Here is a 25,217-nt window from a genome sequence, read left to right on the forward strand (position 1 = left end):
CATTGTCTGTGGTGTAGCCATCGGTTAGATTTCCCAAACATGTCGGCGATAAAGTCAAAGAAAGTGGTAATGCCTAGTGCATGTCGAGGGGAGGAAAAGCATGGAGCAAAGTGAAACAAACTCTCAGTTCAACGCGGAATTACTTTGTCCGGCGAAGCCCGGCGAAGGCGCTCCCTGGGCCTTTATCGTTCTGCCCCGGGAGGCAAGCGAAAAGCTTCCCAGGCGGGGAAGAACAACGGTAGAGGCCAGCCTCAACGGTCATCATTTTCAGGTAACGCTCGAGCCCGATGGTCAATTGAGCCATTGGCTAAAGGTGAGCAAGGAACATCTCGAAGCCGCAGGTGTGAGCGTCGGTGATGTTGTTGATTTGGGCATCAGGCCGGTGGACCAGGAACCTGAACCAGAAGTTCCCTCGGACCTGCAAGAGGCGTTGGAAGCGGCCCCCGAGGCTCGGGTGGTTTGGAATGAGACAACCACCATCGCGCGTCTGGACTGGATTCATTGGATTGTCTCAGCCAAGCAGGCAAAAACCCGGACGAAGCGAATTAGCGATGCGTGCGACATGCTGGCCTCGGGAAAGCGGCGCGTTTGCTGCTTTGATCCTTCAGGGTATTACAGCAAAGCACTCAGTGCGCCCAAGGCGGCGGACACACAGGAGATTGGATGAGCAAGCCCGTTGTATCAAGCCCCCTGCGGCGAGCTTTCCCGCTTGTCGCAATCCTTTTGCTCACCGCCTGCGATGCGCCACAACTGCTTCCGCCTGACGCCCGCCTTCCGGACGGCAGTACCTATTCCGGTGATATTCAGGACGGTTATTTTCACGGTGAAGGCGTTCAGGAATTTGCCAGTGGCATGGTTTACACCGGTCAGTTCCAGGAGGGCTACTGGCACGGCCATGGTGAGCTCGAGTCCCCGGCGGGTTGGCATTACGAGGGCGAGTTCCAGAAAGGGACGATGTCGGGACAGGGCGTAATCGAAGACGACGGCAGTCGCTACGAGGGGGAATTCCGGAACGGTGAGTTTCACGGTGAGGGGCGTTACGAAGCCGGTGGCAGTGTCTATATCGCTGAGTTTGAAGATGGCGAGCCCGTGGAGGGAAAACACGTTACGGATTACGGCACCTACGAAGGGGAGTTCCGTGACTGGTATTACCACGGGGAAGGCAGCTACGCCTTTACCGGCGAATCGGAGGATCGGGGTAGCCTCACAGGAACCTGGGAGTATGGTGAGTTCGTCGACCAGGAAGAGTACGTCGCGGAAGCACCTGTCCCGGAAGAGCCAGCGCTTTTGACCGAGGCTATTCTCGTCGAAGACCGTCGGCGCCTGAACAACCAGATCGAGAGCCTCGCCCCTGAACAGGCGGAGGCAGCAGATGCTTACTTCCTGGCAGTTGGTGGCGACGGCACCGAGTCGGTGTTCATGCGCGATATCCAGGTTGCCAAAACTGGCCTTCAGGCGCAGTTCGATGTGGAAAACCGCGCCATCATGCTGCTCAATCACCGGGACTATGAAACGTTTCCTCTGGCTACCCGGCCATCCATTGCCTCAGCTCTGGAGGCATTGGATGCGCAGATGAATCCTGAGGAAGACCTGCTTGTGGTTCACCTGGTCAGCCACGGCATGCAAAACGGGCAGTTGCTGTTGCAGCAACCCGGTATCGAGTTGCCGAACCTCTCGCCGCAGGATTTTGCGGAAATGCTGGAACCACTGAATGTGCGCCGAAAACTGCTGGTGATTTCTGCATGCTACTCCGGCCAATGGATAGAGCCACTCAAGGACGAAGACACACTGATCATGACCTCCGCCCGGGCAGACCGTACCTCTTTCGGCTGTGGTGATGACTCTGAGATGACCTGGTTCACCAAGGCGGTTTATCAGAGTGTGGGGCTGTCATTGGCCGACCCTGATGTCATGTTCGAGGACATCAACCAGCAGATCCGAACCTGGGAAGAAGAGATTGGTATGGAGGAATCGAATTGGTCCTATCCCCAGTCGCACGTGGGTGAGAACCTGCGAGAGTGGTTGAGCCAGATGCCTCAGCTTGCACCTTAGAAAGCTAAAACACTGTGATGAGCTCGCGATGGACCCACTGATCACAGCCGCTTCTTCTGTGGAGGCGGGAAAAGTGGGCAGTTCGTTGTCCGGGTTAGCTGCTAAAACCATCCATGAAAAGGTGGCGCATTCGGGTTGTTACAGGCGCATCCTAGGTCTCCCGGGATTCAAACTCCGTATTGCGCGGATCAAGTTCCTCAACCCCCAATCCTGCTTCCGGAGTGACGGTGTAGTACTGCTCCTGCTGCTCCACAGTTGGGTGTTGGCGCTTCGGCCCCGCCACCATAAACAGGATCAACCCTCCCAGCATCAGGGCATTGCTGACGAAAAGGCCCCGCGGCCCCAGAAAGTCCATGAACAGGGAACTGACCAGCGGGCCGATGATGCTGCCAATGCCGTAACTCAGTAACAGCGTTGTGCTCGCTGCGGTGATCTGGTGGGTTTCCATCAGGTCATTGGTGATGGCCACAGCGATTGGGTAGATGGCAGCACTGATGCCCATGTACAACCCGACAAACAATACCAGGGCCACCATGCTGATGTTGCCAATAGCAGCGGCAGCCAGGCTGCACACGGCAGCGACGATGGCGGCCACCAGCATGACCCGGTATCGGTCGAAGCGGTCGCACAGTTGCCCGATGGGCCAGGCCATCAGCATGGCAGCCACGATGGCCGAAGCCATGAAGTTGGAGAGCTGCCCGAGGTTCAGGCCAATCTGATTGGCGTACACTGGTCCCATGGCATAGAAGGCACTGATGAGAAGCCCGGCGATCAGTGCACCAAGCGTGCCCGTTGGTGACTTGTTATAGAGTTTACGTAATGACAGGCGTTCACCCTGCGAAACCGACGGTGACTCCCGGCGGGTCATTGTCAGGGGGGTGAGGGCGAGCACCACCAGGATGGTGGCCAGGGAAAAGGGAATAAAGCCCGCCGGGTCGGCGACGCGTATCAATACCTGACCCCCGGCAGTGGATAGGAAGAAGATGACCTGGTAAATGGCAAACAGGCTGGCCCGGTTACGGTTGTCGGCCTTGCTGCTGAACCAGCTTTCCATCACGATCATCAGGCCGGCCATTACGAAGCCGCCCACGGCCCGCAGGCCACCCCAGAGTCCGGCCTGGACGGCCATTGGATAAATCAGAATCGAGGCAGAAAGCACCGCGGCGAAAACCGCGAACGCGCGGATGTGTCCCACCTTTTCAATGATGCGCCCGGCATAGAGCGTGCCGGCCACAAAGCCGATGGAGTAGAACGCCAGGATCCACCCGATCACACTGGCGCTGAAGTCTTCGATGCTGAGCCTGAGCCCCAGCAGGGTCATGAGGAAAGCGTTACCCGCGATGAGCAGAATGATGCTCAGGATCAGTGACGTCAGGCTGATGATGGTTTGCCGCATCAATCGTCCGTCCCCGCTTGTCCGCTAGTCTGGATGTCCGTATAAGTTTGTGGGGTTGTGCGGAAATACTGTAGTGATGGTCTCGCTTGAATTAAAGGGGCCGATCCGTCTGTGGTGTGAATTCGTGCGTTGTTGAGAACAGCGCTTCAGATGTGAGGTAGAAAGTTCATTGACGCCGGAACAAATCGATACCCTGCTGGAAACCATCCCCGACGCCCGTGACGGTCTCACCCGCACGGAGCGGATCATTCTCTATGTGTTACACGAAACCCAGCATGAGTTAAAAGGTCGTAACGTGCCAACGGTTATGCTCTATGGCCGGGTGGTGGAATACGTCAACATCAGCGAAGCGGAGCTCCATGTCTATCTGGACAGGTTGGGTGTGAGGGGCGGCTGAGTTGCCCCAGGTCATTGATTTTCGCCGTTCATTATTTGCGCAAACGCTAATCCACTGTTAGGTTTCTAGTCAGGGCTTCATCCTGAATTCATAGGGAGAGCGCATGGCAGACACCGTCACTGACTTGCTGGTCCGCTACTGGGCCACCGGCTTCTTCATCGTTGCCACATTGGGCCTTTGTGCCTTTATGGTGGGTGCCTCCAGCTTGCTTGGAGGGCGTAGCCGGGGTGTCAGCAAATCCCTCCCTTTTGAGTCCGGCATCGTCGGCACCGGTGATGCCAGACAACGCTTTTCCGTCAAGTTTTATCTGGTCGCGATGCTGTTCGTGATCTTCGATATCGAAGCCGTGTTCCTGTTTGCCTGGGCCATTGTCATTCCCGACGTGGGCTGGACAGGATTCTGGGGCGCGGCGGTTTTTATCCTGATTCTGCTGGCCGGTCTGCTCTATGACAGTCGTACCGGTGCCCTGGACTGGGCCCCGGAATCATCCAGCGGTAGACCTCGTAGTCCGGCAGGCTGATTCAACGCACCCGATTATGGCGCGGGCCAACGGTGATTTCGCTGTTGGGACCAGCGCCCATGGAGGCGCAGCATGTCCTACACACTGACCAGGGCGGAACCTTCGCCGGACGGTGACACGCAATACCCTGTACGGCAACAGGAACCGTCGGAAGATCCGGTGAAACGCCAGCTTGAACGCAATGTGTTCACCGGCAAGCTGAGCGACGTTCTCAATTCCGCGGTCAACTGGGGCCGCAAGAATTCCCTCTGGCCCTACAACTTCGGGCTGTCCTGCTGCTACGTGGAAATGACCACGGCCTTCACCGCGCCCCACGACATTGCCCGTTTCGGCTCCGAAGTTATCCGCGCATCGCCCCGACAGGCGGATTTCATGGTGATTGCCGGTACCTGCTTTATCAAGATGGCACCGGTGATCCAGCAACTGTACGACCAGATGCTGGAACCCAAGTGGGTAATCTCCATGGGCTCCTGCGCAAACTCCGGCGGTATGTACGATATCTACTCGGTAGTGCAGGGCGTCGACAAGTTCCTGCCAGTGGATGTGTATGTGCCCGGTTGCCCGCCCCGGCCAGAGGCCTTTCTGCAGGGGTTGCAGTTGCTGCAGGTCTCCATTCAGGAGGAGCGCCGCCCGCTGTCCTGGGTGGTGGGCGATCAGGGTGTCTATCGGGCGGAGATGCCGTCCCAGCGTGAAAAATGGCGGGACCAGCGCATCCAGGCCACCGAACTGAGAACGCCGGACAAACTGTGACAAACGCAACGATGACGACAGGCACCGCTGACTTAGAGAGCCTGCTGGGCGATTTTAGAGAGGATGTACTGCATGTACAGCCCACGCTGACGGGCATGCCCGTATTCTGGGTGTCTCGTGAGAGCATCGTGGATATCCTGACCCACTTGAAGCGGCAGCCAGCGCCATTTTCCATGCTCTATGACCTGTCGGCCGTGGATGAGCGCTTGCGTGGTCACAGGAACGGTCTGCCAGAGGCTGACTTCACCGTGTTCTACCACTTGCTGTCGGTGGAGCGTAATGAAGACCTGATCCTGAAGGTTGGGCTGCCAGAGAGCGATTTGCGGGTGCCCACCGTTAGCAACGTCTTCGCCAATGCCAACTGGTACGAGCGGGAAATTCTGGACATGTTTGGCATCGCCGTCGCCGGACACCCGCATCCGGAGCGGATCCTGATGCCGCCGACCTGGACAGGCCACCCGCTGCGGAAGGATTACCCCGCCCGGGCCACCGAGTTTGACCCCTATACCCTGACTGTGGAAGGCCAGGATGCCGAACAGGAAGCCATGCGGTTCGACCCGGAAGCCTGGGGCATGCAGCGTGAACGCGACGGGGCGGAGTTTATGTTCCTCAACCTGGGGCCCAACCACCCATCCGCCCATGGGGCTTTCCGCATCGTGCTGCAACTGGACGGTGAGGAAATCGTCGATTGCGTGCCGGACATTGGCTACCACCACCGGGGCGCCGAGAAAATGGCCGAGCGCCAGTCGTGGCACAGCTTTATTCCCTACACCGATCGCATTGATTACACCGGTGGCGTGATGAACAACCTGCCTTATGTGCTGGCCGCAGAAAAACTGGCCGGTATTGAGGTGCCGGACAGGGTGAAGGTGATTCGGGTGATGATGGCCGAGATGTTCCGCATCACCAGCCATCTGCTATTCCTCGGGACGTACCTGCAGGATCTGGGGGCCATGACGCCGGTGTTCTACACCTTCAGCGACCGGCAGCGGGGCTACGAGGTGATCGAAGGCATTACCGGTTTTCGCATGCACCCGGCCTGGTACCGCATTGGCGGTGTGATGCAGGACCTGCCACAGGGTTGGGAAAAATTGGTGCAGGGCTTTCTGGACTGGATGCCTGCACGCCTGAAGGAATACGAGCGGGCGATGATGGAAAACGCCATCGTGCGCGAGCGGACCCGCCATGTGGCGGCCTTCAATACAGCCGAGGCATTGGAGTGGGGAGTAACCGGGCCTAACCTGCGGGCTACCGGCTGCGATTTTGATTTGCGTAAGCAGCGGCCTTACTCAGGTTACGAACAGTTCGATTTTGAGGTGCCGCTGGGTCACAACGGGGATGTGTTCGACCGGGGGCAGTTGCGTATCGACGAAATGCGCCAGAGCCTTCGAATCATCCAGCAGTGCGTCAACAACATGCCCGCGGGTGACTACAAGGCGGATCATCCACTGACGACGCCGCCGCCCCGGGAGCGCATGCTCCAGCACATCGAAACCCTCATTACCCACTTCCTGCAGGTGTCCTGGGGGCCGGTGCTGGAACCCAATGAATCCCTGCAGATGATTGAGGCCACCAAGGGCATCAACAGTTATTACCTGACCAGTGACGGCAACACCATGAGCTACCGTACCCGCATCCGCACCCCGAGTTTTCCGCACCTGCAGCAGATACCGGCGGTGATGCGCGGAGGCTTCGTACCGGACCTGATCGCCCACCTGGGCAGTATCGACTTCGTGATGGCAGACGTGGACCGTTGATGATGGCAACAACACCGCAGACACCTCGGGTTATCGGCACCGACGGATTCGAACTTGATCCCGCGGATGAGGCCGCGATGCTGGAAGACGTAGGGCACTACGAGCAGCCCCAGGCCGCGTGCATTGAGGCCCTGAAAATTGTCCAGCGCCGTTATGGCTGGGTGCCGGACGGTGCCATTGGCGCTATTGCAAAGGTGCTTGGTATCGGCCCCGCGTCGGTAGAGGGCGTGGCGACCTTCTACAGCCTGATCTTCCGTCAGCCGGTGGGCCGGCATGTGGTGCTGGTCTGTGACAGCAGTTCCTGTTTTCTGAGTGGTTTCGACGAATTGAAACAGGCGTTGGCGAGCCATCTTGGAATCGACTATGGCCAGACCACAGAAGACGGCCGGTTCACCCTGCTGCCGGTCTGCTGCCTGGGTGCCTGCGATGGCGCGCCGGCGCTGATGATTGACGATGATACCTATGGCCCGGTGTCGCCGGACGACCTGCCGGGCCTGCTGGAGGGTTACCCATGAGCGAGTCCATTTCCAGCCAGCGTGCGTCCGTGCGTTATCGCAGCCGGCTGTTGCAACCGGAGGCGGACCGCCATCCGGATACCCATCCGCTGACCTGGCGGCTGCGGGACGACGGCGAAGTGATCTGGCTTGACGAATACCTGCGCAAGGAAGGCTACCAGTCGGTTCGCAAGGCGCTGGACAACGGCGACCCTCAGGCCATCATCGCCACCATGAAAGACGCCAATGTACGAGGTCGCGGCGGTGCAGGCTTTTCCGCCGGGCTCAAGTGGAGCCTGACCCTGCAGGGTGGCGACATGCCCCGGGGCTACCTGATCTGCAATGCGGACGAAATGGAACCAGGCACCTTCAAGGACCGCCTGCTGATGGAGCAACAGCCTCACCTGCTGATCGAAGGTATGATTCTGGGGGCTTTGGCCAACAATTCCTTTTACGGCTACATCTTCCTACGCGGTGAATACGTGGAGGCCGCGCGAGTTCTGAACCGAGCTCTGGACGAAGCCAGGGAGGCCGGTTGGCTGGGCGCCAACATTAATGGCAGCGGCTTTGATTTCGACATTGCCGTGCATACCGGCGCAGGGCGGTACATCTGTGGCGAGGAAACCGCACTGATCAATTCGCTGGAAGGCAAACGGGCGAACCCCCGTGCCAAGCCGCCGTTCCCGGGCCAGTCGGGGGCCTGGGGCAAACCCTCGGTGGTGAACAATGTGGAAACCCTGTGCAACGTGCCGGCGGTGATCCTCAAGGGTGCGGACTGGTATCAGGCACTTTCCGGAGATCGCACTGAAGACGGCGGCAGCAAACTCTATGGCGTGTCCGGCCCGGTGGAGAAGCCCGGCCTGTGGGAATTGCCCATGGGGACAACCGGCGCAGAAATCCTTGAGCGGGCTGGGGGTATGCGTGGCAACCGATCACTCAAGGCCTGGCTGCCAGGCGGCGCCAGCACCGGGTTTCTGCTGCCGGAGCATCTGGACCTGCCGCTGGATTTCGACACCGTGGGCAAGGAAGGCAGTCGTCTGGGGACGGGATTGCTGACGGTGGTGCCTCAGGAACAGAGCATGGTGGCGCTGATGCGCAACCTGGAGGAGTTTTTTGCGCGGGAATCCTGTGGCTGGTGCACCCCCTGTCGGGACGGGCTGCCGTGGACGGTCAAACTGCTGTGGGCACTGGAACTGGGGCAGGGTGAAACTGGCGATATCGAACTACTGGACAAGCTGGCGGCGGACTGCGGCCCAGGGCTGACCTTCTGCGCCCATGCGCCCGGCGCCGCCATGCCGTTACAGACGGCCCTGAAACACTTCCGGCAGGAGTTTGAGCAGGGCGTCAGCAAACCCCGGGGTGAGGCCCATCAGGACCCGATTCCGGTGGGAGAAATCTGAGCGAAAGTCATCGAAGGATAGGCAGGCAACATGGCGACGATTCACGTGGATGGACAACGCTATACGGTCAATGGAGCCCACAACCTGCTCCAGGCGTGTCTGTCCCTCGGCCTGGATATTCCCTATTTCTGCTGGCACCCGGCCATGGGGAGTGTGGGTGCCTGTCGCCAGTGCGCGGTCAAACAGTATAAGGACAAGGACGACGACAAGGGCATGGTGGTGATGTCCTGCATGACGCCCGCCGCGGACCAGACCCGCATTGATATCAACGATGAGGAAGCCAAAGCCTTCCGCGCCAGTGTGGTGGAGTGGCTGATGATCAACCATCCCCATGACTGCCCGGTGTGCGAGGAGGGCGGGCATTGTCACCTGCAGGACATGACGGTGATGACCGGCCATGATCGACGGCGTTACCGATTCCGCAAGCGCACGCGCCGGAACCAGTATCTGGGCCCGTTCATTGCCCATGAGATGAACCGGTGCATTACCTGTTACCGCTGCGTGCGCTTTTACAACGACTACGCCGGTGGTACCGACCTGGGGGCCTTTGGTGCCAAGGATAATGTCTATTTCGGTCGCTACGAAGAAGGCATTCTGGAAAGCCCCTTCGCCGGCAATCTTACGGAAGTATGCCCCACAGGCGTGTTCACGGATCAGAGCCATTCCGAACGTTACACCCGCAAGTGGGATTTGCAGTTTGCGCCTGGCATCTGCCACCAGTGTTCAATGGGCTGCAACATCAGCCCGGGGGAGCGGTACGGAGAGTTGCGCCGTATTGAAAATCGCTACCACGGTGAGTTGAACGGGTATTTCCTCTGTGACCGGGGCCGGTTCGGCTATGGTTACGTCAACCGCGCAGACCGGCCGCGACTGCCGGAATGCCGGGAATCGCCAGACAGTGATCCGGTCAGCCTCGAAGTGGACACCGCTCTGGCCCGTATCAGCGACGCTCTGCGCCATTCGCGCCGGGTGATCGGCATCGGCTCGCCACGGGCCAGCCTGGAGAGTAATCACCAGTTGCAGGCATTGGTCGGCGTGGAAAATTTCTCCACCGGCATTGAGTCGCGGGAACAGGCCTGCCTTGACCTGATGAATCATCTGCAGCGCCATACCGGCCTGCCAACGCCCACGCCCCGGGAGATGGAAAATCACGACGCCGTGCTGGTGCTGGGCGAGGACCCGGTCCAGAGCGCCGGTCGTCTGAGTTTGAGCCTTCGTCAGGCCGCGCTGTCGCGTCGTGAGGCACTGGGCGAGACCATTGGTGTGCCCGCCTGGAATGCCGAAGCCCTCAAAACCCTGGCGCAGGATCGTTACCACCCGCTGTTTATCGCCTGGCCTACGACAACGGAGCTGGACGATGTGGCTGCGGCTCGTTATGCCTTGAGTCCCGATGAGATTGCCAGCCTTGGCTTTGCGGTGGCCCATCGGATCGACCCGGCCGCCCCGCCAGTGGAAGGGCTTTCTGAGGCCATGGTTGAGGCTGCTGAAACCATTGCCACTGCTTTAATGGCGGCGGAGCGCCCTTTGGTGGTGAGTGGTGGATCGCTGGCCTCCGAACCGGTACTGGAAGCGGCCGGGAATGTGGCCCGAGCATTGTCCCGGCGCGCAAAACGGGGAGGGCTGGCACTGATACGGCGCGAGGCCAACAGCACGGGCTTGTCCATGATGGGCGGCCAACCGCTGGACCGGGCACTGGAGGAGCTGGCTAAAGGCCACGCGGATGCGGTGGTGGTGCTGGAAAACGACCTGTTCCAACGACTGCCCCGGCAAACGGTGGATACAGCACTGGCGCAGGCAGAGATCTGCGTGGTGCTTGATCATCAACGCACAGCAACGGCCGAGCGCGCCACCTTCCTGCTGTCCGCGGCCAGTTTCGCGGAGGCGGACGGTACGCTGGTTAATCTGGAGGGCCGGGCGCAACGCTTCTTCCAGGTATATGACCCCGGTTACATGCGGCCGGAAAGCCGTATTCATGAAAGCTGGCGCTGGTTGCACGCACTGGCGGTGAACATGCAAGGCGAGAAGGCCGGTGATATCACCCTGGATACCGTCATCGCAGCGTGTGTTGAGGCCCATCCAGAGCTGGGAGGAATGCAGGAGGCTGCTCCCGCCTCACACTACCGAATTGACGGCCTGCAGCTTGCGCGGGAGCCCCACCGGTACAGTGGCCGTACCTCCATGCGGGCCAACCAGAACGTCAGCGAACCACGGGTACCGCAGGACCCGGATTCCGCGTTTGCCTATTCCATGGAGGGCTACAGCGGTTATCACGAGCCCCGGCAGCAGGTGCCCTTTGCCTGGGCGCCTGGCTGGAACTCGCCCCAGGCCTGGAACAAGTTTACCGACGAAGTAGGCGGGCATTTGCGCGGCGGTGACCCCGGCGTGCGTTTGGTGTGTCCGGTCCCGGGGCAGGGCCATTACAGCCTGCCGCCTCAACGTGCCGAGGGCGTCGAAAGTGGAGAACGCTCGCCAGCTTTACGGGCTCTGATTCTGCCAAGACTGTTCGGTGGCGAAGAGACGTCCTCATTGGCCGTGCCCATTCAGGAGCGTACGCAAACGCCCAGTGTCACCCTGAGCATGGATGACGCTGAACACTTGTCGATCCGGGGCGGTGACACGGTGACCATTCTTGGGGAAGCGCTATCGGTGGTTCAGCAGGATGGCTGGCCCAAAGGCTGGATCGGTCTTCCGGCCGGGCTGTTTGCCGGACTGCTTCCGGGAGAGCCAGTCGCACTGGATAACTCCGCCGGAGGTGAACCATGAGCTGGTGGACTCCGCAACTGGCTGCCATTGCCTGGGGGATGTTCCAGGCCCTGGTGATCCTGCTGGGTGCTGTGCTGCTGGGTGCAGTGCTCACGGTAGTGGAGCGTCGCCTGCTGGGGCTCTGGCAGGACCGTTACGGGCCCAATCGGGTCGGGCCGTTTGGCACGCTGCAATTGGTGGCGGACATGATCAAGATCTTCTTCAAGGAGGACTGGATACCGCCATTCGCCGACCGGCCGCTGTTCGTCCTGGCGCCGGTGATTGCCTTTGCCTCATTGCTGCTGTCGTTTGTCATTATCCCGATCACCCCCGGTTGGGGCGTGGCGGACATGCACATTGGCCTGCTGTTTTTCCTGGCCATGGCTGGGGTCAACGTATACGCGGTGTTGCTCGGGGGCTGGTCCAGCGGCAACAAATACGCGCTGCTGGGCGCCATGCGCGCCACGGCCCAGACGCTGTCCTACGAAGTGTTCATGGGGCTGTCGCTGATGGGGGTAGTGGCCCTGGCCGGGTCGTTCAACCTGCGGGACATTGTCAACGCCCAGGAAGGTTTCTGGTTCATCATTCCCCAGTTCTTCGGTTTTGCCACCTTCCTGATCGCCGGTATAGCCGTCACGCACCGCCACCCGTTCGACCAGCCGGAAGCGGAACAGGAACTGGCCGACGGGTACCACATTGAATACTCCGGCATGAAATTCGGCCTGTTTTTCATCGGCGAATACGTCGGCATGGTGCTGGTGTCGGCGCTGATCGTCACGCTGTTCTTTGGCGGCTGGCACGGCCCGTGGCTGCCACCAATCCTGTGGTTCGCGCTCAAGACCGGCTTCTTCCTGATGCTGTTTATCCTGCTGCGGGCATCGTTGCCCCGGCCCCGCTATGACCGGGTGATGAGTTTTGGCTGGAAGGTGTGCTTACCGCTAACACTAATCAACTTACTGGCGACGGGGGCGGTGATGCTCCTGGTGGCTGAATAAGGGAGGACTTATGGAAAGAGAAAAGGTCCCGATCATCAAACACATGCTCTGGCTGTTGCCGGCCACCTGGTCGCAATTGCGCACCCTGGGCATGGTGTTCATGCACAGTTTTCGCAAGCGGGAGACAGTGAACTACCCGGAACAACAGGTCTATCTACCACCGCGCTACCGCGGCCGCATCGTGCTGACACGCGATCCAGACGGGGAAGAGCGTTGCGTGGCCTGCAACCTGTGTGCGGTAGCCTGCCCGGTGGACTGCATCTCGCTGCAGAAGGGAGAGCAGGAAGACGGCCGCTGGTACCCGGAGTTCTTCCGCATCAACTTCTCCCGCTGCATCTTTTGTGGCATGTGCGAGGAAGCCTGCCCGACGTCGGCCATCCAGCTGACGCCGGACTTCGAGATGGGCGAGTACGATCGCCAGCAACTGGTGTACGAGAAAGAGGATCTGCTGATCAACGGTCCCGGCAAAGACCATGACTACCACTTCTACAAGGTGGCGGGCATGGCCATCGGGGGTAAGGACAAGGGGCAGGCCCAGAACGAGGAGGCGCCGGAGGATGTGCGCACGTTGTTACCCTGATAGTCACCGCAATAGCGACCGTAAGCCGGAGGAGGGAACCTGATGGAGCTGGCCTTCTATGTCAGCGGACTGGTGGCGGTGCTGGCGACCATTGGCGTGATCACCGGCACGAGCCCGGTTCATGCAGTGGTGTATCTGATCGTGTCGCTGATCGCCGTGGCACTGGTGTTTTTTGCCCTGGGGGCACCGTTTGCCGGCGCCCTGGAAATCATCGTGTATGCCGGGGCGATCATGGTGCTGTTTGTGTTCGTGGTGATGATGCTGAACCTGCGGTCGGATGCAGAGCGGGACCAGTCCTGGCGGAATCCTCGCCATTGGGCAGGGCCGTCGTTGCTAACGTTGCTGCTTCTGGGTGCCCTGGCGGCCCTGATCGGTCAGGGTGGCATGGGGCAGATGATCGATGGTGAGCTGCTGACTGCTCGGGCCGTGGCCCTGACTCTGTTCGGGCCCTGGTTGATGGTGGTGGAGCTGGCCGCCATTCTCCTGCTGGCGGCCCTGGTGACAGCGTCCCATGTGGGCCGGCGATCAAATCCCCTGCGGAAGCAGAAGCAGAGGTCAATGGATAACCGCAACCAGGGAGGCAACTCATGACGGGAATTCCCATGGAGCATGGGCTGATCCTGGCCGCCATTCTGTTCAGCCTGGGGCTGCTGGGGCTGATGCTGCGCCGCAGCATGTTGTTTGTACTGATGAGCCTGGAAGTCATGCTCAATTCGGCGGCGCTGGCATTTGTGGTGGGGGCCACGGCCTGGAACCAGCCGGACGGCCAGGCCATGTTCCTGCTGGTCATTACACTGGCGGCGGCGGAAGCCAGTGTTGGGCTGGCGCTGATGATTCAGCTTTACCAGCGCTTCCGCTCCCTGAATCTGGATGCCGTTAGCAGGATGCGTGGATGATGGCGATGGCAGTGATTCTTTCGTTTCTATTGCCTCTGGCGGGCACACTGATCCTGGCGTTCAGCGGCGGACGCTTGGGCGCATTGGCCAGTTCCGTCGTGGGCGTTGGTAGCGTGGGGCTGGCGTCGCTGGCCACGGCATGGGCGACGATGGCTCATGCAGGCGGCAGTGAAGGAATAACCCTTTGGACCTGGATTGCCGTCGGGGATTTCCAGCCCACCATCGGCCTGGCAGTGGATGGCCTGGCGCTGGTGATGATGTCGGTGATTACCGGTGTGGGTTTCCTGATTCACCTCTTCGCCGCCTGGTACATGACCGGTGAGGAAGGCATTACCCGCTTCTACGCCTGGATGAACCTGTTTGTGTTCAGCATGATGCTGCTGGTGTTGGGAGACAACCTGCTGTTGTTGTTCCTCGGCTGGGAGGGTGTAGGCCTCTGCAGCTATGGCCTGATCGGCTATTACTACCAGGGCAGCGCCAATGGCTGGGCGGCTTTCAAAGCGTTCGTGGTAACCCGCATTGGCGACGTGTTCCTGGCGCTCGGGTTGTTCCTGATCTTCATGGAGCTGGGCACGCTCGATATCCAACAATTGCTGGCCCTGGCTCCGCAGCAGTGGCAGGAAGGCAGTACCACCGCCAACCTGGCGGCGTTACTGGTACTTGGTGGTGCCCTCGGCAAGTCGGCTCAGGTGCCGCTGCATACCTGGTTGCCCGACGCCATGGCTGGCCCCACGCCGGTGTCTGCGCTGATCCACGCGGCGACCATGGTCACGGCGGGCGTGTACCTGATTGCCCGGCTCAATGGCCTGTTCCTGCTGGCCCCGGATGTGCTCCTGCTGGTCGGCGTGATCGGGGCGGTGTCTCTGCTGCTGGCGGCCTTTGCGGCTCTGGCCCAGACCGATATCAAGCGCGTGCTGGCCTACTCCACCATGAGCCAGATTGGCTACATGTTCGTGGCGTTGGGGGTAGGCGCGTTCGATGCTGCGATCTTCCATCTGGTGACCCACGCCTTCTTCAAGGCCCTGCTGTTCCTGTCTGCCGGGGCAGTGATCATCAGTTGCCACCACGAACAGGACATGCGGCGGCTCGGCGGGCTTTGGCGCAAGCTGCCCGTGGCTTATGGTGGCTTCCTCGTGGGCGGTGCGGCGCTGGTGGCATTGCCACTGGTGTCGGCTGGCTTTTTCAGCAAGGACGAAATCCTGTGGCAGGCAATGGCGGCTGACCAGACCGGCCTATTGATTGTTGGATTGCTGGGCGCGGTGTTGACCGGCATCTATACGGTTCGACTGATCCTGGGCACCTTTCATGGAGCCCCGGGAAGCGACCACGCCCGCCATCCGGAACCCGGCACCAACCCACTGACTCATCACCTGCCGTTGATGGTGCTGGCGGCGTTGTCGACCTTTATCGGCGCCTGGCTCTATCCGGGCCTTGGCGGACTCTTCCCGGACGCACCCGGAGAAGCAGCGGAAACCGGCCACACCCTGTTGCAGGTGCTTGCCATGGGCGCAGCTATCGCGGGTTTGCTGTTGGCAGCATGGCTGTTCCTTTGGCGGCGTGACTGGCTTGCAAAACAGGTCGGGCAGGGCATAGGCGCTCGTCTGTGGACACTCTGGCACCATGCGTGGGGTTTTGACGCCCTGTTTGACCGGGTGCTGGTGCAGCCCTGGCAGTGGATGGTGAAGATTCTGAGGGTGGATCTGGTGAACCTGGTGATGAATCTGCCAGCGCTATTGGCGCGTGCGCTTAACGCCGGGCTGGTGAAAAGCCAGAACGGTCGCGTGCGCAGCTACGCCCTGGTCATGGTGTTGGGCGCCACAATCATTCTGCTGGCTCTGGCGGTGTTGCCGGGAGGGCTAGCATGATCCTGGTGTGGCTGATCCTGATCCCGTTTGTGGGTGGGCTGCTGTGCTGGCAGGCGGACCAGTGGGGCGACAGGGCGCCTCGCTGGATAGCGCTGGCCACCATGTTGTTTGTACTGGTCATCAGCCTGGTGCTCTGGGTATCCGGTGATTTTGCGTTGCCGGGCGAGGTCACCAGGCATTGGCTGCTGGAATGGAGAACGTCCTGGATTCCGCGTTTTGGTATTGAGATTCATCTGGCGATGGACGGCCTGTCGCTGATCCTGGTGGCGTTGACCGGGTTCCTCGGCGCATTGGCTGTACTCTGTTCCTGGCACGAGATTGACCACCGTGTGGGCTTTTTCCACCTGAACCTGCTGTTCATCCTCGGTGGTGTTGTGGGCGTATTCCTGGCGCTGGACCTATTCCTGTTCTTCCTGTTCTGGGAAATGATGCTGGTGCCGATGTACTTCCTGATCGCGCTCTGGGGGCACAGCGGCTCGGCGGGACAGACCCGGATTCGTGCCGCTACCCGATTCTTTATCTACACCCAGGCCAGTGGCCTGCTCATGCTGGTGGCGATACTCTCACTGGTGTTCGTGCATTATGCCAACACCGGCGAACTGTCTTTCAGCTACGACACCTTGCTGGATACTGAGGTCCCGGAGGCGCTGGCGCCGTGGCTGATGCTGGGCTTCTTTGTGGCCTTTGCCGTGAAGCTGCCGGTGGTCCCATTCCATGGCTGGCTTCCGGATGCCCATGCCCAGGCGCCGACCGCCGGCAGTGTCGATCTGGCCGGTATCCTGTTGAAAACCGCCGCCTATGGCATCCTGCGGTTTGCGCTGCCGCTGTTCCCGGAAGAGTCCCAGGCGTTTGCGCCTGTCGCCATGACACTCGGGCTGGTGGGCATTATCTATGGTGCCGTCCTGGCGTGTGGACAGCAGGACATCAAGCGCCTGATCGCCTATACCAGTATTTCCCACATGGGCTTCGTGCTGATTGCTTTGTATTCAGGCTCGGAACTGGCGATTCAGGGGGCGATCATCCTAATGGTGGCCCATGCCTTCTCCAGTGCCGGGCTGTTTATTCTCAGCGGCCAACTGTATGAGCGCATTCACACCCGTGACATGCGGATCATGGGCGGCTTATGGGGTCGAATTCCGGTGCTGCCCGGTTTTACCCTGTGTTTCGTTGCCGCCTCCCTGGGTATGCCTGCCACCGCCAATTTCGTGGGTGAATTCATGGTGCTGTTTGGCACCTTCCCCAGTGCACCGGTCGTTGTGGTGATCGCCAGCGTGGGGCTGGTGCTGGCGGCGATATACTCCCTGCTGCTGATGCAGCGGGTGCATTATGGCCCGGAATACCGCCAGGGCGCCCTGAGAGGGCCGGACGCGAGAGAATACGGCATGATGTTGGTGCTGCTTGTGCTGACGGTTGTGGTGGGGCTCTATCCTCAGCCAATACTCGACATTACCGCCCCGATAGCGGGCCCGGCTGCCGAGCTGTTTGAGCAGGCCGGGGCAGAACTGGCCAGCCACGCAGGGGAGGTGAACTGATGCTGACCCTGGCAAATCTGGTTGCACTCATACCACTGATTGTCGTTGGCACCACTGCGGTGATCGTCATGCTTGGCGTAGCCTGGCAGCGGCACCATGGCGCCACGGCGTTGGTTTCGGCCGTTGGGCTGGTATTGGCTCTGGCCTGCGTGCCTGTGGCCTCTACAGCATTGTCATCGCCGCCACTAATGACTATGGATGGGCTGGCGTTAATGGGCAGCGTGCTGGTGCTCCTGTGTGCGCTGGTCACGGTCGCCCTGAGTCATCATTACCTGACCGGTTACATTGGCCCCAAGGAAGAGTTTTACCTGCTGCTTCTGTGTGCGGTGACCGGGGCACTGGGGCTGGTGGCCAGCGACCATCTGGCGACCCTGTTCATCAGCCTGGAACTGTTGTCGATGCCCCTCTACGGCATGTTGGCCTATAGCTTTCGGGCAGAACGGTCTCTGGAAGCCGGCATCAAGTACCTGGTTCTGTCTGCGGCCGCGACGGCGTTCCTGTTGTTTGGCATGGCGTTGATCTATGCCCGTACCGGGCATCTCGACCTGGCGGGCCTGGCGACGGGGCTGGCAAACACCTCCGATGCGTGGACGCTGGCTGGGGCTGTGTTGATGCTGGTGGGGCTTGGCTTCAAGCTCTCCATTGTTCCCTTTCATCTCTGGACGCCGGACGTATACCAGGGTGGGCCTGCGCCGGCCACCATTTTCCTCGCCACGGTCAGCAAGTTGGCGGTGTTCGTGCTGTTACTGCGTCTGGTGACCGTTGCGCCGGTGTTTAACAGCGACTGGTTGAACACGCTGATAACACTGCTGGCCCTGATCACCATGTTGGGGGGCAACCTGTTGGCGTTGTTCCAATCCAACCTGAAGCGACTGCTTGGCTATTCCTCCATTGCCCATTTTGGCTACCTGATGGTGGCTATCGTTGCAGGTGGGGCACTGGCAGTAGAAACCGTGGGGGTTTATCTGGTGACCTACCTTGTCACCACACTGGCAGCCTTCGGCGTGGTTACCCAGCTGTCCAGCCCATTCAGTGGTGAAGATGCCGCCGGACTACACTATTACCGTGGGCTGTTCTGGCGCCGTCCATGGCTGGCAGCCGTGATGACCGTGAGCTTCCTGTCCCTGGCTGGCATCCCGCTCACGGCGGGGTTTATCGGCAAGTTCTATGTATTGGCACTGGGGGTTGCTGAAAACCGCTGGTGGCTGGTGGGCGGTATCGTCGCAGGCAGTGCCATTGGCCTGTTCTACTATCTGAGGGTGATGGTCACCCTGTACCTGCCGGAACCCGGAATGCGCCGGATGGACGCCACCAACGACTGGGGTAACCGCATTGGTGGGCTGACGCTGCTGGTCGTGGCCGTGTTGATCCTGGTGCTGGGTGTTTATCCCTCGCCAATGATCCAGTGGGTGGCCGGGCTGTCGGCAACGGTTTTCTGACGTTTAGCTCCGAAAGTTGCGGCCCGGGTGGAAGCACCGTTTTACTCTATTTACCAAGAAGTTCGCCAACCGGACGCAAGTTAACGACATGGTCGCACAATGACTTGACGATCATCAGGATTGGAGTGGCAACCACGAGCCCGACGGGGCCCCAGAGCCAGCCCCAGAACAGCAGGCCGATAAAAATGGCAACCGCGTTAAGGCTGGAAATATGGCTGGTAAGCCAGGGCGTCAGCAGATAGCCCTGAACGCTGGTGATGGCCAGCGAGGTGCCGGCAACGACGATCGACATCTCCAATTCGCCAAACTGGATGAAGGCGGCCACACCCGTGCCCACGAGCACCAGGAACGGACCCAGGTACGGTATGGCACTGGCGACACCGGCCAGAACGCCCCAAAAACCGGCCTGCTCGACGCCCAATGCCAAGAACGCCAGCCAGGTCAGCACGCCCACGAATACGGCACCTACAAACATCACAAACAGGAACTGCCGTACGCTGCGATGGAACTCGTTCATGATTCGGGCGGCTTTGCGCATTCGAGCAAAAGATGGCCCGGATATTTTGACGATCTTGCGTCTGTACAGTGAGCCAATCGCGAGCATGAAATACACCAGCAATAATGCCGAGAAGCATTGGGAAATCAGCACCAGCGCCGCCGGGGAACCCTGAAGTACGTAATCTTTGATCTCGAGAGGGTCGTCAACCACGCGCACGGGTGTTGCACCCGATCGCGATGCGTCTCCGTTACCTTGATCGGGGCTGGCGGTCGCCTCAATTTTCTTCGCGGCGGATTGCGCTTTTTCCATCATGCTTTCCCCGTCCTTGGGGCGGCTGGCTTCATTCTGTTGAAACTGCTCGATGGCCACCGGTATCTTGTCCAGCATAGCCATGGCTTCCTGCTTCAGGGGAATGCTGGCTCCGGCGATGATACCGATAAGCAGAATCAACACCACAGCCGCCGCCAGGGGACGGGGTACTCTCAACCGATTGATTGTGGCGACAAGGGGTTCAAGGGCGTAGCTGATTAACACCGCCACCACCAGTGGCAAAAGAACCGCCTGGGCCCAGTCGATAAAATAAAGGGTTGCGATACTTGTGAGTGTGATAAGCGACATGCTGCGCATGTTGATGGCGTCAATCAGCGCCTGACTGTTCTGGGAGTTGTTGTCTGCTCCCGACTCCTCACGCTTTGTCTTATCGCCGTTCTCCATGGGATATTGCCTCCGTATCTAATCGGTAAAACCGTTGCAGCGCTTCGTAGACTTCCGGCTGTTCCGCTTTCAGGTGCTCCGGTTGTTGGTAAAAGGCTTCCGTCAGCACTGCAAAAAACTCGGCGGGTTCGGTGGCGCCGTATGGGTCCAGCCAGGGCTTCTGGTGATGTTGAAGCGACTGTCTCAAGTGTTCATAGGCCTGGGTCATTGTTTCCTGCCAATGTCTTGCCTGTTCGCCACTGAGTGGCGGAGCGCCGTCCGCAGTGCCGTCCAGGTAGTCCAGCTGGTGGGCGAATTCGTGAAGAATGACGTTGTGGTGCCCATCAGGGTTGACGGCACCTTCCTCGCACTGTGTCCAGGCCAGAACCACCTGTCCATAACTTGAGGCTTCGCCCGCGCGAATCTCGTTACTCTCGCTCACCACCAGGCCATCATGCTCAATATCCCTGACACGATAGGCATCCGGATAGACCAGGATACTGCGGATGTCGTCGAAGTCGGAATAGCTGCGGTTCATGATGAGCAGGCAGGCATGTCCCGCGATGGTCAGGCGTACGGTGTCGTCCACCTCGAACCCATCGCAGCCGTAAAAGGATTTCTCCGCCAGGAACAACTGTACATGCTGTTCCAGTTGTCGTTTCAGCTTGGCCGGCAACCCGGGGAATAGGGGCACCTGGGACTCGAGCGTCGCGCGCCAGTTCTCCGGAAAGGGAGTTTGAAGCTGTCTCTCGCGACGCCAGTTGCGGTAGAAAAACAGATAGAAAACCGAGGCGGCAATCACGGAAATCGCGCAGAGAGTGTAGATCAGCATGGGCAAGATTCCGGGGCCGTGTGGTGATTTGACATTTTAGTTCGGTTTGCTAATTAATTAGGTGTTGGGTAGCAACATTCCCACCGTGCGATTGAATTCTGATGCCGTTCATCATAGGGGGTTGTAGGGCGGCCGTCAGGGAACTTTTCGTTACTTCCTATCAGTAGTGGCCACCAGGTCGTTCCGTGGCATGGAAGCATAAAGGAATCTGCTCCATGTATATCGTAACCAATAGAACCGTCGATGAAAGCAAACACACAGAGAGTGAGGCCTTTGGCAGTAAACCCATTGAAGGCCCCAACGAGTTGCGGCTGGCGGAGGCATCCCGCCGGCGAAACCGCTGGCATATTGATATCCTGCCTGACCAGATCACACCGCAAATGGCGAAGAGTGTCGATCTTAATCCCGACAATACCTACCCGGCGAGCGCCTACGTGGCCCGCAAACTGATCGAGAGATCCGGCCACGGCGCTGGTGCGCGCCCGAACGGAAGAAACCTGCTGTTGTTTGTTCATGGTTACAACAACGATATGACTGATGTGCTTGATCGTGCCGAAAGGCTGGAGCAGAACTTCGGCGTTGAAGTCATTGTGTTCAGTTGGCCCGCCAATGGTGGAGGGTTGCACGGCGTGCTCAGCTACAAGAGCGACAAGCGGGACGCCCTCGCCTCGGTAGGGGCATTCAATCGCGTGCTGGAGAAGCTGGAAGCCCTGGTGAGCGACTTTCATGCGCAGTACGTGATGGATCTGGAGGCGCGTGCGGAAGCCCGGTTTGCAGACAACGCCGCCGCGTGGGACCGCTACTTTGCGAAGGAAGTCGAGAAGCACTGCCCGTTCACTGTGAATCTGATGTTGCACAGCATGGGGAACTATCTCTACAAGCATTTGCTCGGGAGTTCGGTGTACAGCGGAGATCGGCTGTTGTTCGATAACGTTGTGATGGTGGCCGCGGACACCAATAATGAGAACCACGCCGAGTGGGTGGACCGAATTCCCTACCGCAATCGTCTCTATATCACCATCAACGAAAACGACGGAGCACTAAAGGCCTCACGCCTGAAAATGGGCGAACAGCAGAAAGCCCGGCTTGGCCATTACCTGCGCCGGCTGGATTCCAGGGTGGCGACCTATATCGACGTTACCAGCCAGCCTCATGTCGGGGATTCCCACGCCTACTTTGAGGAGTCGCCGTTAAAGAACGCGAAAGTTCTGGATTTCTTCAAAGCATCGTTGAATGGAAAAGTGGCTGAGAAGCCGACTCGTTATGATCCGTCACGAAACGTTCACCGATTGTGATTGCGGATTTCAGTTAACCCCAAATCGCCGCTCTCGCTCAAACCGGAAGAATCCGTCCCGTTCCTCAAGGGCAATGGTTTTGGCAGAGCGCCCGAAGTGTTCTGCACGCAAATCGTCCAGCGCTTTATCCAGTTGATCTCCGGAATAGCGCCGGGCAAGTTGGTTTCGTTCGGCCATGTAGGCTTTGCCATTTTGCCAGCGTTCGTTGCGTTGCTGGTCCTGCTTTGAAAGGCGGCTGATGGCTTCTTCCGGATAGCCCATCTGGCGGCGCAGGCTGTTGATGCGTTCCTGGCGAGCGTCTGCCGATAAGGTGTGGAGGTGGCTCTGAACAGCGTCGAGGCTGAACAAGGTGCGAGCCATCACGTCCGGGCCAATAAGTCGTCGGGCCATATCGTTGTTGTAAAGCTGTTCTACGGAGGTTTTAAGCTGGTGCGCGGTTTCTTCCGGGGTGATTTCGTGGGCTTGGTCCAGTCGCTGCAGTTCCGCCTGAAAGGCGTCCTGATTCGCATGCATGGGAGACTCCCGCTCGCCCCATATACGGCTGGCCTCGTCACCGAACAGTGCCTCCCGTTTTTCCCAGAGCGCTGTCTGGCGTTCGAGCATGGGCATGCCCTGCAACAGCAGCCGGTTTTCTTCCAGCCATTGCTCGTACGCGGAGAGCTTTGCAAGGTCTTCATTGCTCAGGGCTGATGGCCCCTGCGATTGGGCCGGCGGTGATGTAGCTGGTTGGCCGGGCAGCACCGGAGTGGACGAGGTCTCGGACGTCAAAGGCTGTACGGGCGTCGTTGACAGGCCAAGGATAAAGCCGGCCGTGCCCAGAATCACCACGGCCAGCCCTGCAAGCCAAAGGGATGTTTTCACAAAGTATTTTCCTGTTCGCCGGTTGTCAGGGAGCCTTTCAACGTCGTTGACGGCCCCCTGGTTGAGTTACAGCAAAGGCTGGAGTTTCGGCCAGATCAACTCTGCGATCTTTTGGGAGCCACTATCGGCCGGGTGTATGCCATCGAAGATGATGTCGCTCTCCGTCACCACCTGTCTTGGGTCCACGAAGGTACAGTCGAGAGTGGAATATTCGCAGGCCCTGGCGAGGATTTTGTTGCCGTAGTCGACCGCCTGTTTCATGCTTTTAAGACGGAAAAGGCCGTTCTTGGTGTAGTAGTAACCCACCAGCACGCCGTTCTCCACGCCCGCATCGGACAATTCGTTCAGATAGTTCACGCCGTCCACATACAGATCATCGATCAGATCCTTGCACTTGCTGCTGAGGCGGCCGAACTGATACCACTGGGTTTTGCAGTTGTATGGGTCAAGGGCAATCGCCGGAATAAGGATGTCGTTACCGCCGCCATTACCAACCATGGTGCGGATGTCGGGATTGTCCTCCTGTGCGGTGGCGAACTGCTCGACAACAGAGGGCGCGAGGAACCCACCGGTGAGTTCGGCGCCGGAGACCGTGTAGCGGCGGAAGGTTTCCCCGGCTTTGGCTTCCAGTTCGTCCTGGATCTTGCCGGACAGGGCGAAGATTGAGTCGCCCAGGAATATCACCTGGTCGTTGTCCGCATCAGAGACCTGGGGATTGCTGAGCAGTTGTCCCAGCTGGCCGCAGCCTGTCATAGCCATGGCCATCGCAGTGACCGCCAGGAGTCGAAACAGGGAATGGCCTTTGGAGGAGGTGTCTCTTTCGTCACAGTGTCGGATCTTGTTCATTATTGTGTCTCCGTTGTTGGGGATGAATGGTGCCTGGCGAGACGCCATTCATTCGCAACTTGCACAAATTATGATCAGCGCAACAGGTCGGAAGTGGCCGTTTTTTTGTCTTTTTCGGCGGGATGAGCTGGAGTGTGACTGGCCTCTCGAAACGATGTGTTCGCTTTTGACCGGCAGGTTATGGTCTGGAGTGATCGGTGAGCTCATTCAGCAATTCAGAAGCACCCCAGGTTTTTTCCGTTTCCTCCCGTTGATGCATCAGTCGCACGAGTTTGCGGTTGACCGGTGCGTCCGTACCCAGCTTTTCCGCCAGTTTCACCACTTCGCCATTGATCCAGTCAATTTCGGTTGGGCGCCCGGCCTGGAGGTCTTCCCACATGGAGGAACGTGCAACAGGATCGATGGTGAGCATCCGTTTGGCTAGTCGGGTAAACAGCCAGTCTGGTAGTGACATCACGGAAGGAATCAGTTTGGTAGGCAGGCCTGTGAGTTTTACCGTGGGTATGCCTGCCGATTTAAGGAGCTCTAGCGTCTCTCTCTGAGCCATTGCCAGGCAGCGGCGATAGTCCCTTTGCGAGAGCTCTTCCAGCAGCGGAACGCCAGAAAGGGCGTTGACCGGGTTATTCAGATTGAGTAACAGCTTGGACCACATCACCGATTCGATATCGCGCCGCAGTTCCAAGGGGAGCCCGGCATGCTCAAACCAGGGCAGGGCCGGCTGCAGTGACGGGTGCCGGTCGGCCATCAGGTGGCCCTGAGTGCCTTGATGGAAATGCCCCGGCTCCTGTTGCAGCACGTTGAATGGAACCATCCCGGCCAATACGTTGGCGTTGGGCATAGCGGCCTGGAGGTGCTCTGCGTTGGAGATTCCGTTTTGCAGGCTGACCACCGGTATGCCCTCGCTCACCCAGGGCGCGAGCTGTTTGCCGGCCTCGGAGGTGGCGGCGGATTTGACCGTTACCAGCACAAGATCGGCGTTGCCTGCCGCCTCGGCAGAGGTCACATACTGATGCTCGGCCAGCTGGCTGTGGAAGCGAAACCCTTCATAGTCAGTGACCGTCAGTGGGGAGGTTCGGAGGCGCTCCTGCATGGTCTTTCGGCCCACCATGACCACGTTCACACCGGAAGAAAGCAGCCTGCCTCCGAGGTAACAGCCGATACTGCCAGCGCCAAATATAACGACCTTGAAAGAACTCTGCGTCACGGGCTTTGCCTTATTGTTTTCCCAAATAGTGGAAGGGCTGCCCGCGAGAGTCAACTATCAGGCGGAGCTACGGGTTGAGATGATCTTTCCCGCCAACGACAGTGCCCGGCGATTTTTCTCTCAACTTGAGGGTTGAACACTGCAGTGGTGAGTCCGTATAACGGACCTTTAT

23 protein-coding genes are annotated in these 25,217 nt (G+C 59.3%); 17 read left to right on the forward strand and 6 right to left on the reverse strand.

Annotation, left to right across the window (positions count from 1 at the left end):
• Positions 1–100: 100 nt before the first annotated feature.
• Together AAGD24_RS06620 and AAGD24_RS06625 are read left to right on the forward strand one after the other, a co-directional pair.
• Complete coding sequence (locus AAGD24_RS06620; RefSeq protein ID WP_085681410.1) at positions 101–667, forward strand: YdeI/OmpD-associated family protein; 567 nt, start codon at positions 101–103, stop codon at positions 665–667.
• Positions 664–2,052: a C13 family peptidase gene (locus tag AAGD24_RS06625; RefSeq protein WP_379866913.1), complete on the forward strand. Its 1,389-nt coding sequence runs from the start codon at positions 664–666 to the stop codon at positions 2,050–2,052. The genes AAGD24_RS06620 and AAGD24_RS06625 overlap by 4 nt, the downstream gene beginning before the upstream one ends.
• 151 nt (positions 2,053–2,203) lie before the next feature.
• Here AAGD24_RS06625 and AAGD24_RS06630 read toward each other — a convergent pair whose 3' ends face one another.
• Positions 2,204–3,448 carry an MFS transporter gene (locus AAGD24_RS06630; protein WP_379866915.1) on the reverse strand — a complete coding sequence of 415 codons (1,245 nt, stop codon included), beginning with the start codon at positions 3,446–3,448 and terminating at the stop codon, positions 2,204–2,206.
• 169 nt (positions 3,449–3,617) lie between these two features.
• Here AAGD24_RS06630 and AAGD24_RS06635 point away from each other — a divergent pair, with 169 nt between their 5' ends.
• The 14 genes from AAGD24_RS06635 to nuoN all read left to right on the forward strand — a co-directional run bounded on the left by AAGD24_RS06635 (position 3,618) and on the right by nuoN (position 18,815).
• Positions 3,618–3,845, forward strand: a complete 228-nt coding sequence (locus tag AAGD24_RS06635; protein WP_075195906.1) for a hypothetical protein — start codon at positions 3,618–3,620, stop codon at positions 3,843–3,845.
• Between the two features lie 103 nt (positions 3,846–3,948).
• Positions 3,949–4,365 carry an NADH-quinone oxidoreductase subunit A gene (ndhC, locus tag AAGD24_RS06640; protein ID WP_041335332.1) on the forward strand — a complete coding sequence of 139 codons (417 nt, stop codon included), beginning with the start codon at positions 3,949–3,951 and terminating at the stop codon, positions 4,363–4,365.
• Between the two features lie 72 nt (positions 4,366–4,437).
• A complete protein-coding gene (locus AAGD24_RS06645; RefSeq protein ID WP_379866917.1) occupies positions 4,438–5,115 on the forward strand; it encodes a NuoB/complex I 20 kDa subunit family protein in 678 nt (225 codons plus the stop codon).
• Positions 5,116–5,126: 11 nt separating this feature from the next.
• Positions 5,127–6,872, forward strand: coding sequence for an NADH-quinone oxidoreductase subunit C/D (gene nuoC / locus AAGD24_RS06650; RefSeq protein WP_379867312.1), 1,746 nt, complete (start codon positions 5,127–5,129; stop codon positions 6,870–6,872).
• Positions 6,872–7,387, forward strand: coding sequence for an NADH-quinone oxidoreductase subunit NuoE (gene nuoE / locus AAGD24_RS06655; RefSeq protein ID WP_379866919.1), 516 nt, complete (start codon positions 6,872–6,874; stop codon positions 7,385–7,387). Before nuoC ends, nuoE begins: the two co-directional genes overlap by 1 nt.
• Positions 7,384–8,766: an NADH-quinone oxidoreductase subunit NuoF gene (gene nuoF, locus AAGD24_RS06660; RefSeq protein WP_379866921.1), complete on the forward strand. Its 1,383-nt coding sequence runs from the start codon at positions 7,384–7,386 to the stop codon at positions 8,764–8,766. The genes nuoE and nuoF overlap by 4 nt, the downstream gene beginning before the upstream one ends.
• A 30-nt stretch (positions 8,767–8,796) precedes the next feature.
• The gene (gene nuoG / locus AAGD24_RS06665; protein WP_379866922.1) at positions 8,797–11,529 is read left to right on the forward strand and encodes an NADH-quinone oxidoreductase subunit NuoG; all 2,733 of its coding nucleotides are present in this window, start codon (positions 8,797–8,799) and stop codon (positions 11,527–11,529) included.
• On the forward strand, positions 11,526–12,503 hold the full coding sequence (nuoH, locus tag AAGD24_RS06670) for an NADH-quinone oxidoreductase subunit NuoH (RefSeq protein WP_288352322.1): 978 nt from the start codon (positions 11,526–11,528) through the stop codon (positions 12,501–12,503). The genes nuoG and nuoH overlap by 4 nt, the downstream gene beginning before the upstream one ends.
• A gap of 31 nt (positions 12,504–12,534) precedes the next feature.
• The gene (nuoI, locus tag AAGD24_RS06675) at positions 12,535–13,083 is read left to right on the forward strand and encodes an NADH-quinone oxidoreductase subunit NuoI (protein WP_036205735.1); all 549 of its coding nucleotides are present in this window, start codon (positions 12,535–12,537) and stop codon (positions 13,081–13,083) included.
• A 42-nt stretch (positions 13,084–13,125) separates the two neighbouring features.
• A complete protein-coding gene (nuoJ, locus tag AAGD24_RS06680) occupies positions 13,126–13,674 on the forward strand; it encodes an NADH-quinone oxidoreductase subunit J (protein ID WP_379866924.1) in 549 nt (182 codons plus the stop codon).
• Complete coding sequence (gene nuoK, locus AAGD24_RS06685) at positions 13,671–13,979, forward strand: NADH-quinone oxidoreductase subunit NuoK (RefSeq protein ID WP_007151973.1); 309 nt, start codon at positions 13,671–13,673, stop codon at positions 13,977–13,979. Before nuoJ ends, nuoK begins: the two co-directional genes overlap by 4 nt.
• A complete protein-coding gene (gene nuoL / locus AAGD24_RS06690) occupies positions 13,976–15,844 on the forward strand; it encodes an NADH-quinone oxidoreductase subunit L (protein ID WP_036204407.1) in 1,869 nt (622 codons plus the stop codon). Before nuoK ends, nuoL begins: the two co-directional genes overlap by 4 nt.
• Positions 15,841–17,376 (forward strand): NADH-quinone oxidoreductase subunit M, encoded by a 1,536-nt coding sequence (nuoM, locus tag AAGD24_RS06695; RefSeq protein ID WP_379866927.1) that lies wholly within the window; start codon positions 15,841–15,843, stop codon positions 17,374–17,376. Before nuoL ends, nuoM begins: the two co-directional genes overlap by 4 nt.
• Complete coding sequence (nuoN, locus tag AAGD24_RS06700) at positions 17,376–18,815, forward strand: NADH-quinone oxidoreductase subunit NuoN (protein WP_379866929.1); 1,440 nt, start codon at positions 17,376–17,378, stop codon at positions 18,813–18,815. Before nuoM ends, nuoN begins: the two co-directional genes overlap by 1 nt.
• Before the next feature lie 46 nt (positions 18,816–18,861).
• Here nuoN and AAGD24_RS06705 read toward each other — a convergent pair whose 3' ends face one another.
• Together AAGD24_RS06705 and AAGD24_RS06710 are read right to left on the reverse strand one after the other, a co-directional pair.
• Positions 18,862–20,028 (reverse strand): AI-2E family transporter, encoded by a 1,167-nt coding sequence (locus AAGD24_RS06705; protein ID WP_269399899.1) that lies wholly within the window; start codon positions 20,026–20,028, stop codon positions 18,862–18,864.
• On the reverse strand, positions 20,012–20,839 hold the full coding sequence (locus tag AAGD24_RS06710; RefSeq protein ID WP_379866931.1) for a zinc-dependent peptidase: 828 nt from the start codon (positions 20,837–20,839) through the stop codon (positions 20,012–20,014). Before AAGD24_RS06710 ends, AAGD24_RS06705 begins: the two co-directional genes overlap by 17 nt.
• 215 nt (positions 20,840–21,054) lie before the next feature.
• Between AAGD24_RS06710 and AAGD24_RS06715 the strand changes: the two genes are divergently transcribed.
• Positions 21,055–22,134 (forward strand): alpha/beta hydrolase, encoded by a 1,080-nt coding sequence (locus AAGD24_RS06715; RefSeq protein WP_036204418.1) that lies wholly within the window; start codon positions 21,055–21,057, stop codon positions 22,132–22,134.
• A gap of 9 nt (positions 22,135–22,143) precedes the next feature.
• Here AAGD24_RS06715 and AAGD24_RS06720 read toward each other — a convergent pair whose 3' ends face one another.
• The 3 genes from AAGD24_RS06720 to AAGD24_RS06730 all read right to left on the reverse strand — a co-directional run bounded on the left by AAGD24_RS06720 (position 22,144) and on the right by AAGD24_RS06730 (position 25,045).
• Entirely contained in the window at positions 22,144–22,995 is an 852-nt protein-coding gene (locus tag AAGD24_RS06720; RefSeq protein WP_379866933.1) for a lipase secretion chaperone, read from the reverse strand.
• Between the two features lie 66 nt (positions 22,996–23,061).
• The gene (locus AAGD24_RS06725; protein WP_036204420.1) at positions 23,062–23,841 is read right to left on the reverse strand and encodes an SGNH/GDSL hydrolase family protein; all 780 of its coding nucleotides are present in this window, start codon (positions 23,839–23,841) and stop codon (positions 23,062–23,064) included.
• A gap of 178 nt (positions 23,842–24,019) precedes the next feature.
• Positions 24,020–25,045, reverse strand: a complete 1,026-nt coding sequence (locus AAGD24_RS06730; RefSeq protein WP_036204422.1) for a 2-dehydropantoate 2-reductase — start codon at positions 25,043–25,045, stop codon at positions 24,020–24,022.
• Positions 25,046–25,217 lie beyond the last annotated feature (172 nt).

This window comes from Marinobacter sp. M5B, assembly GCF_042604615.1.
GTDB lineage: Bacteria > Pseudomonadota > Gammaproteobacteria > Pseudomonadales > Oleiphilaceae > Marinobacter > Marinobacter salarius.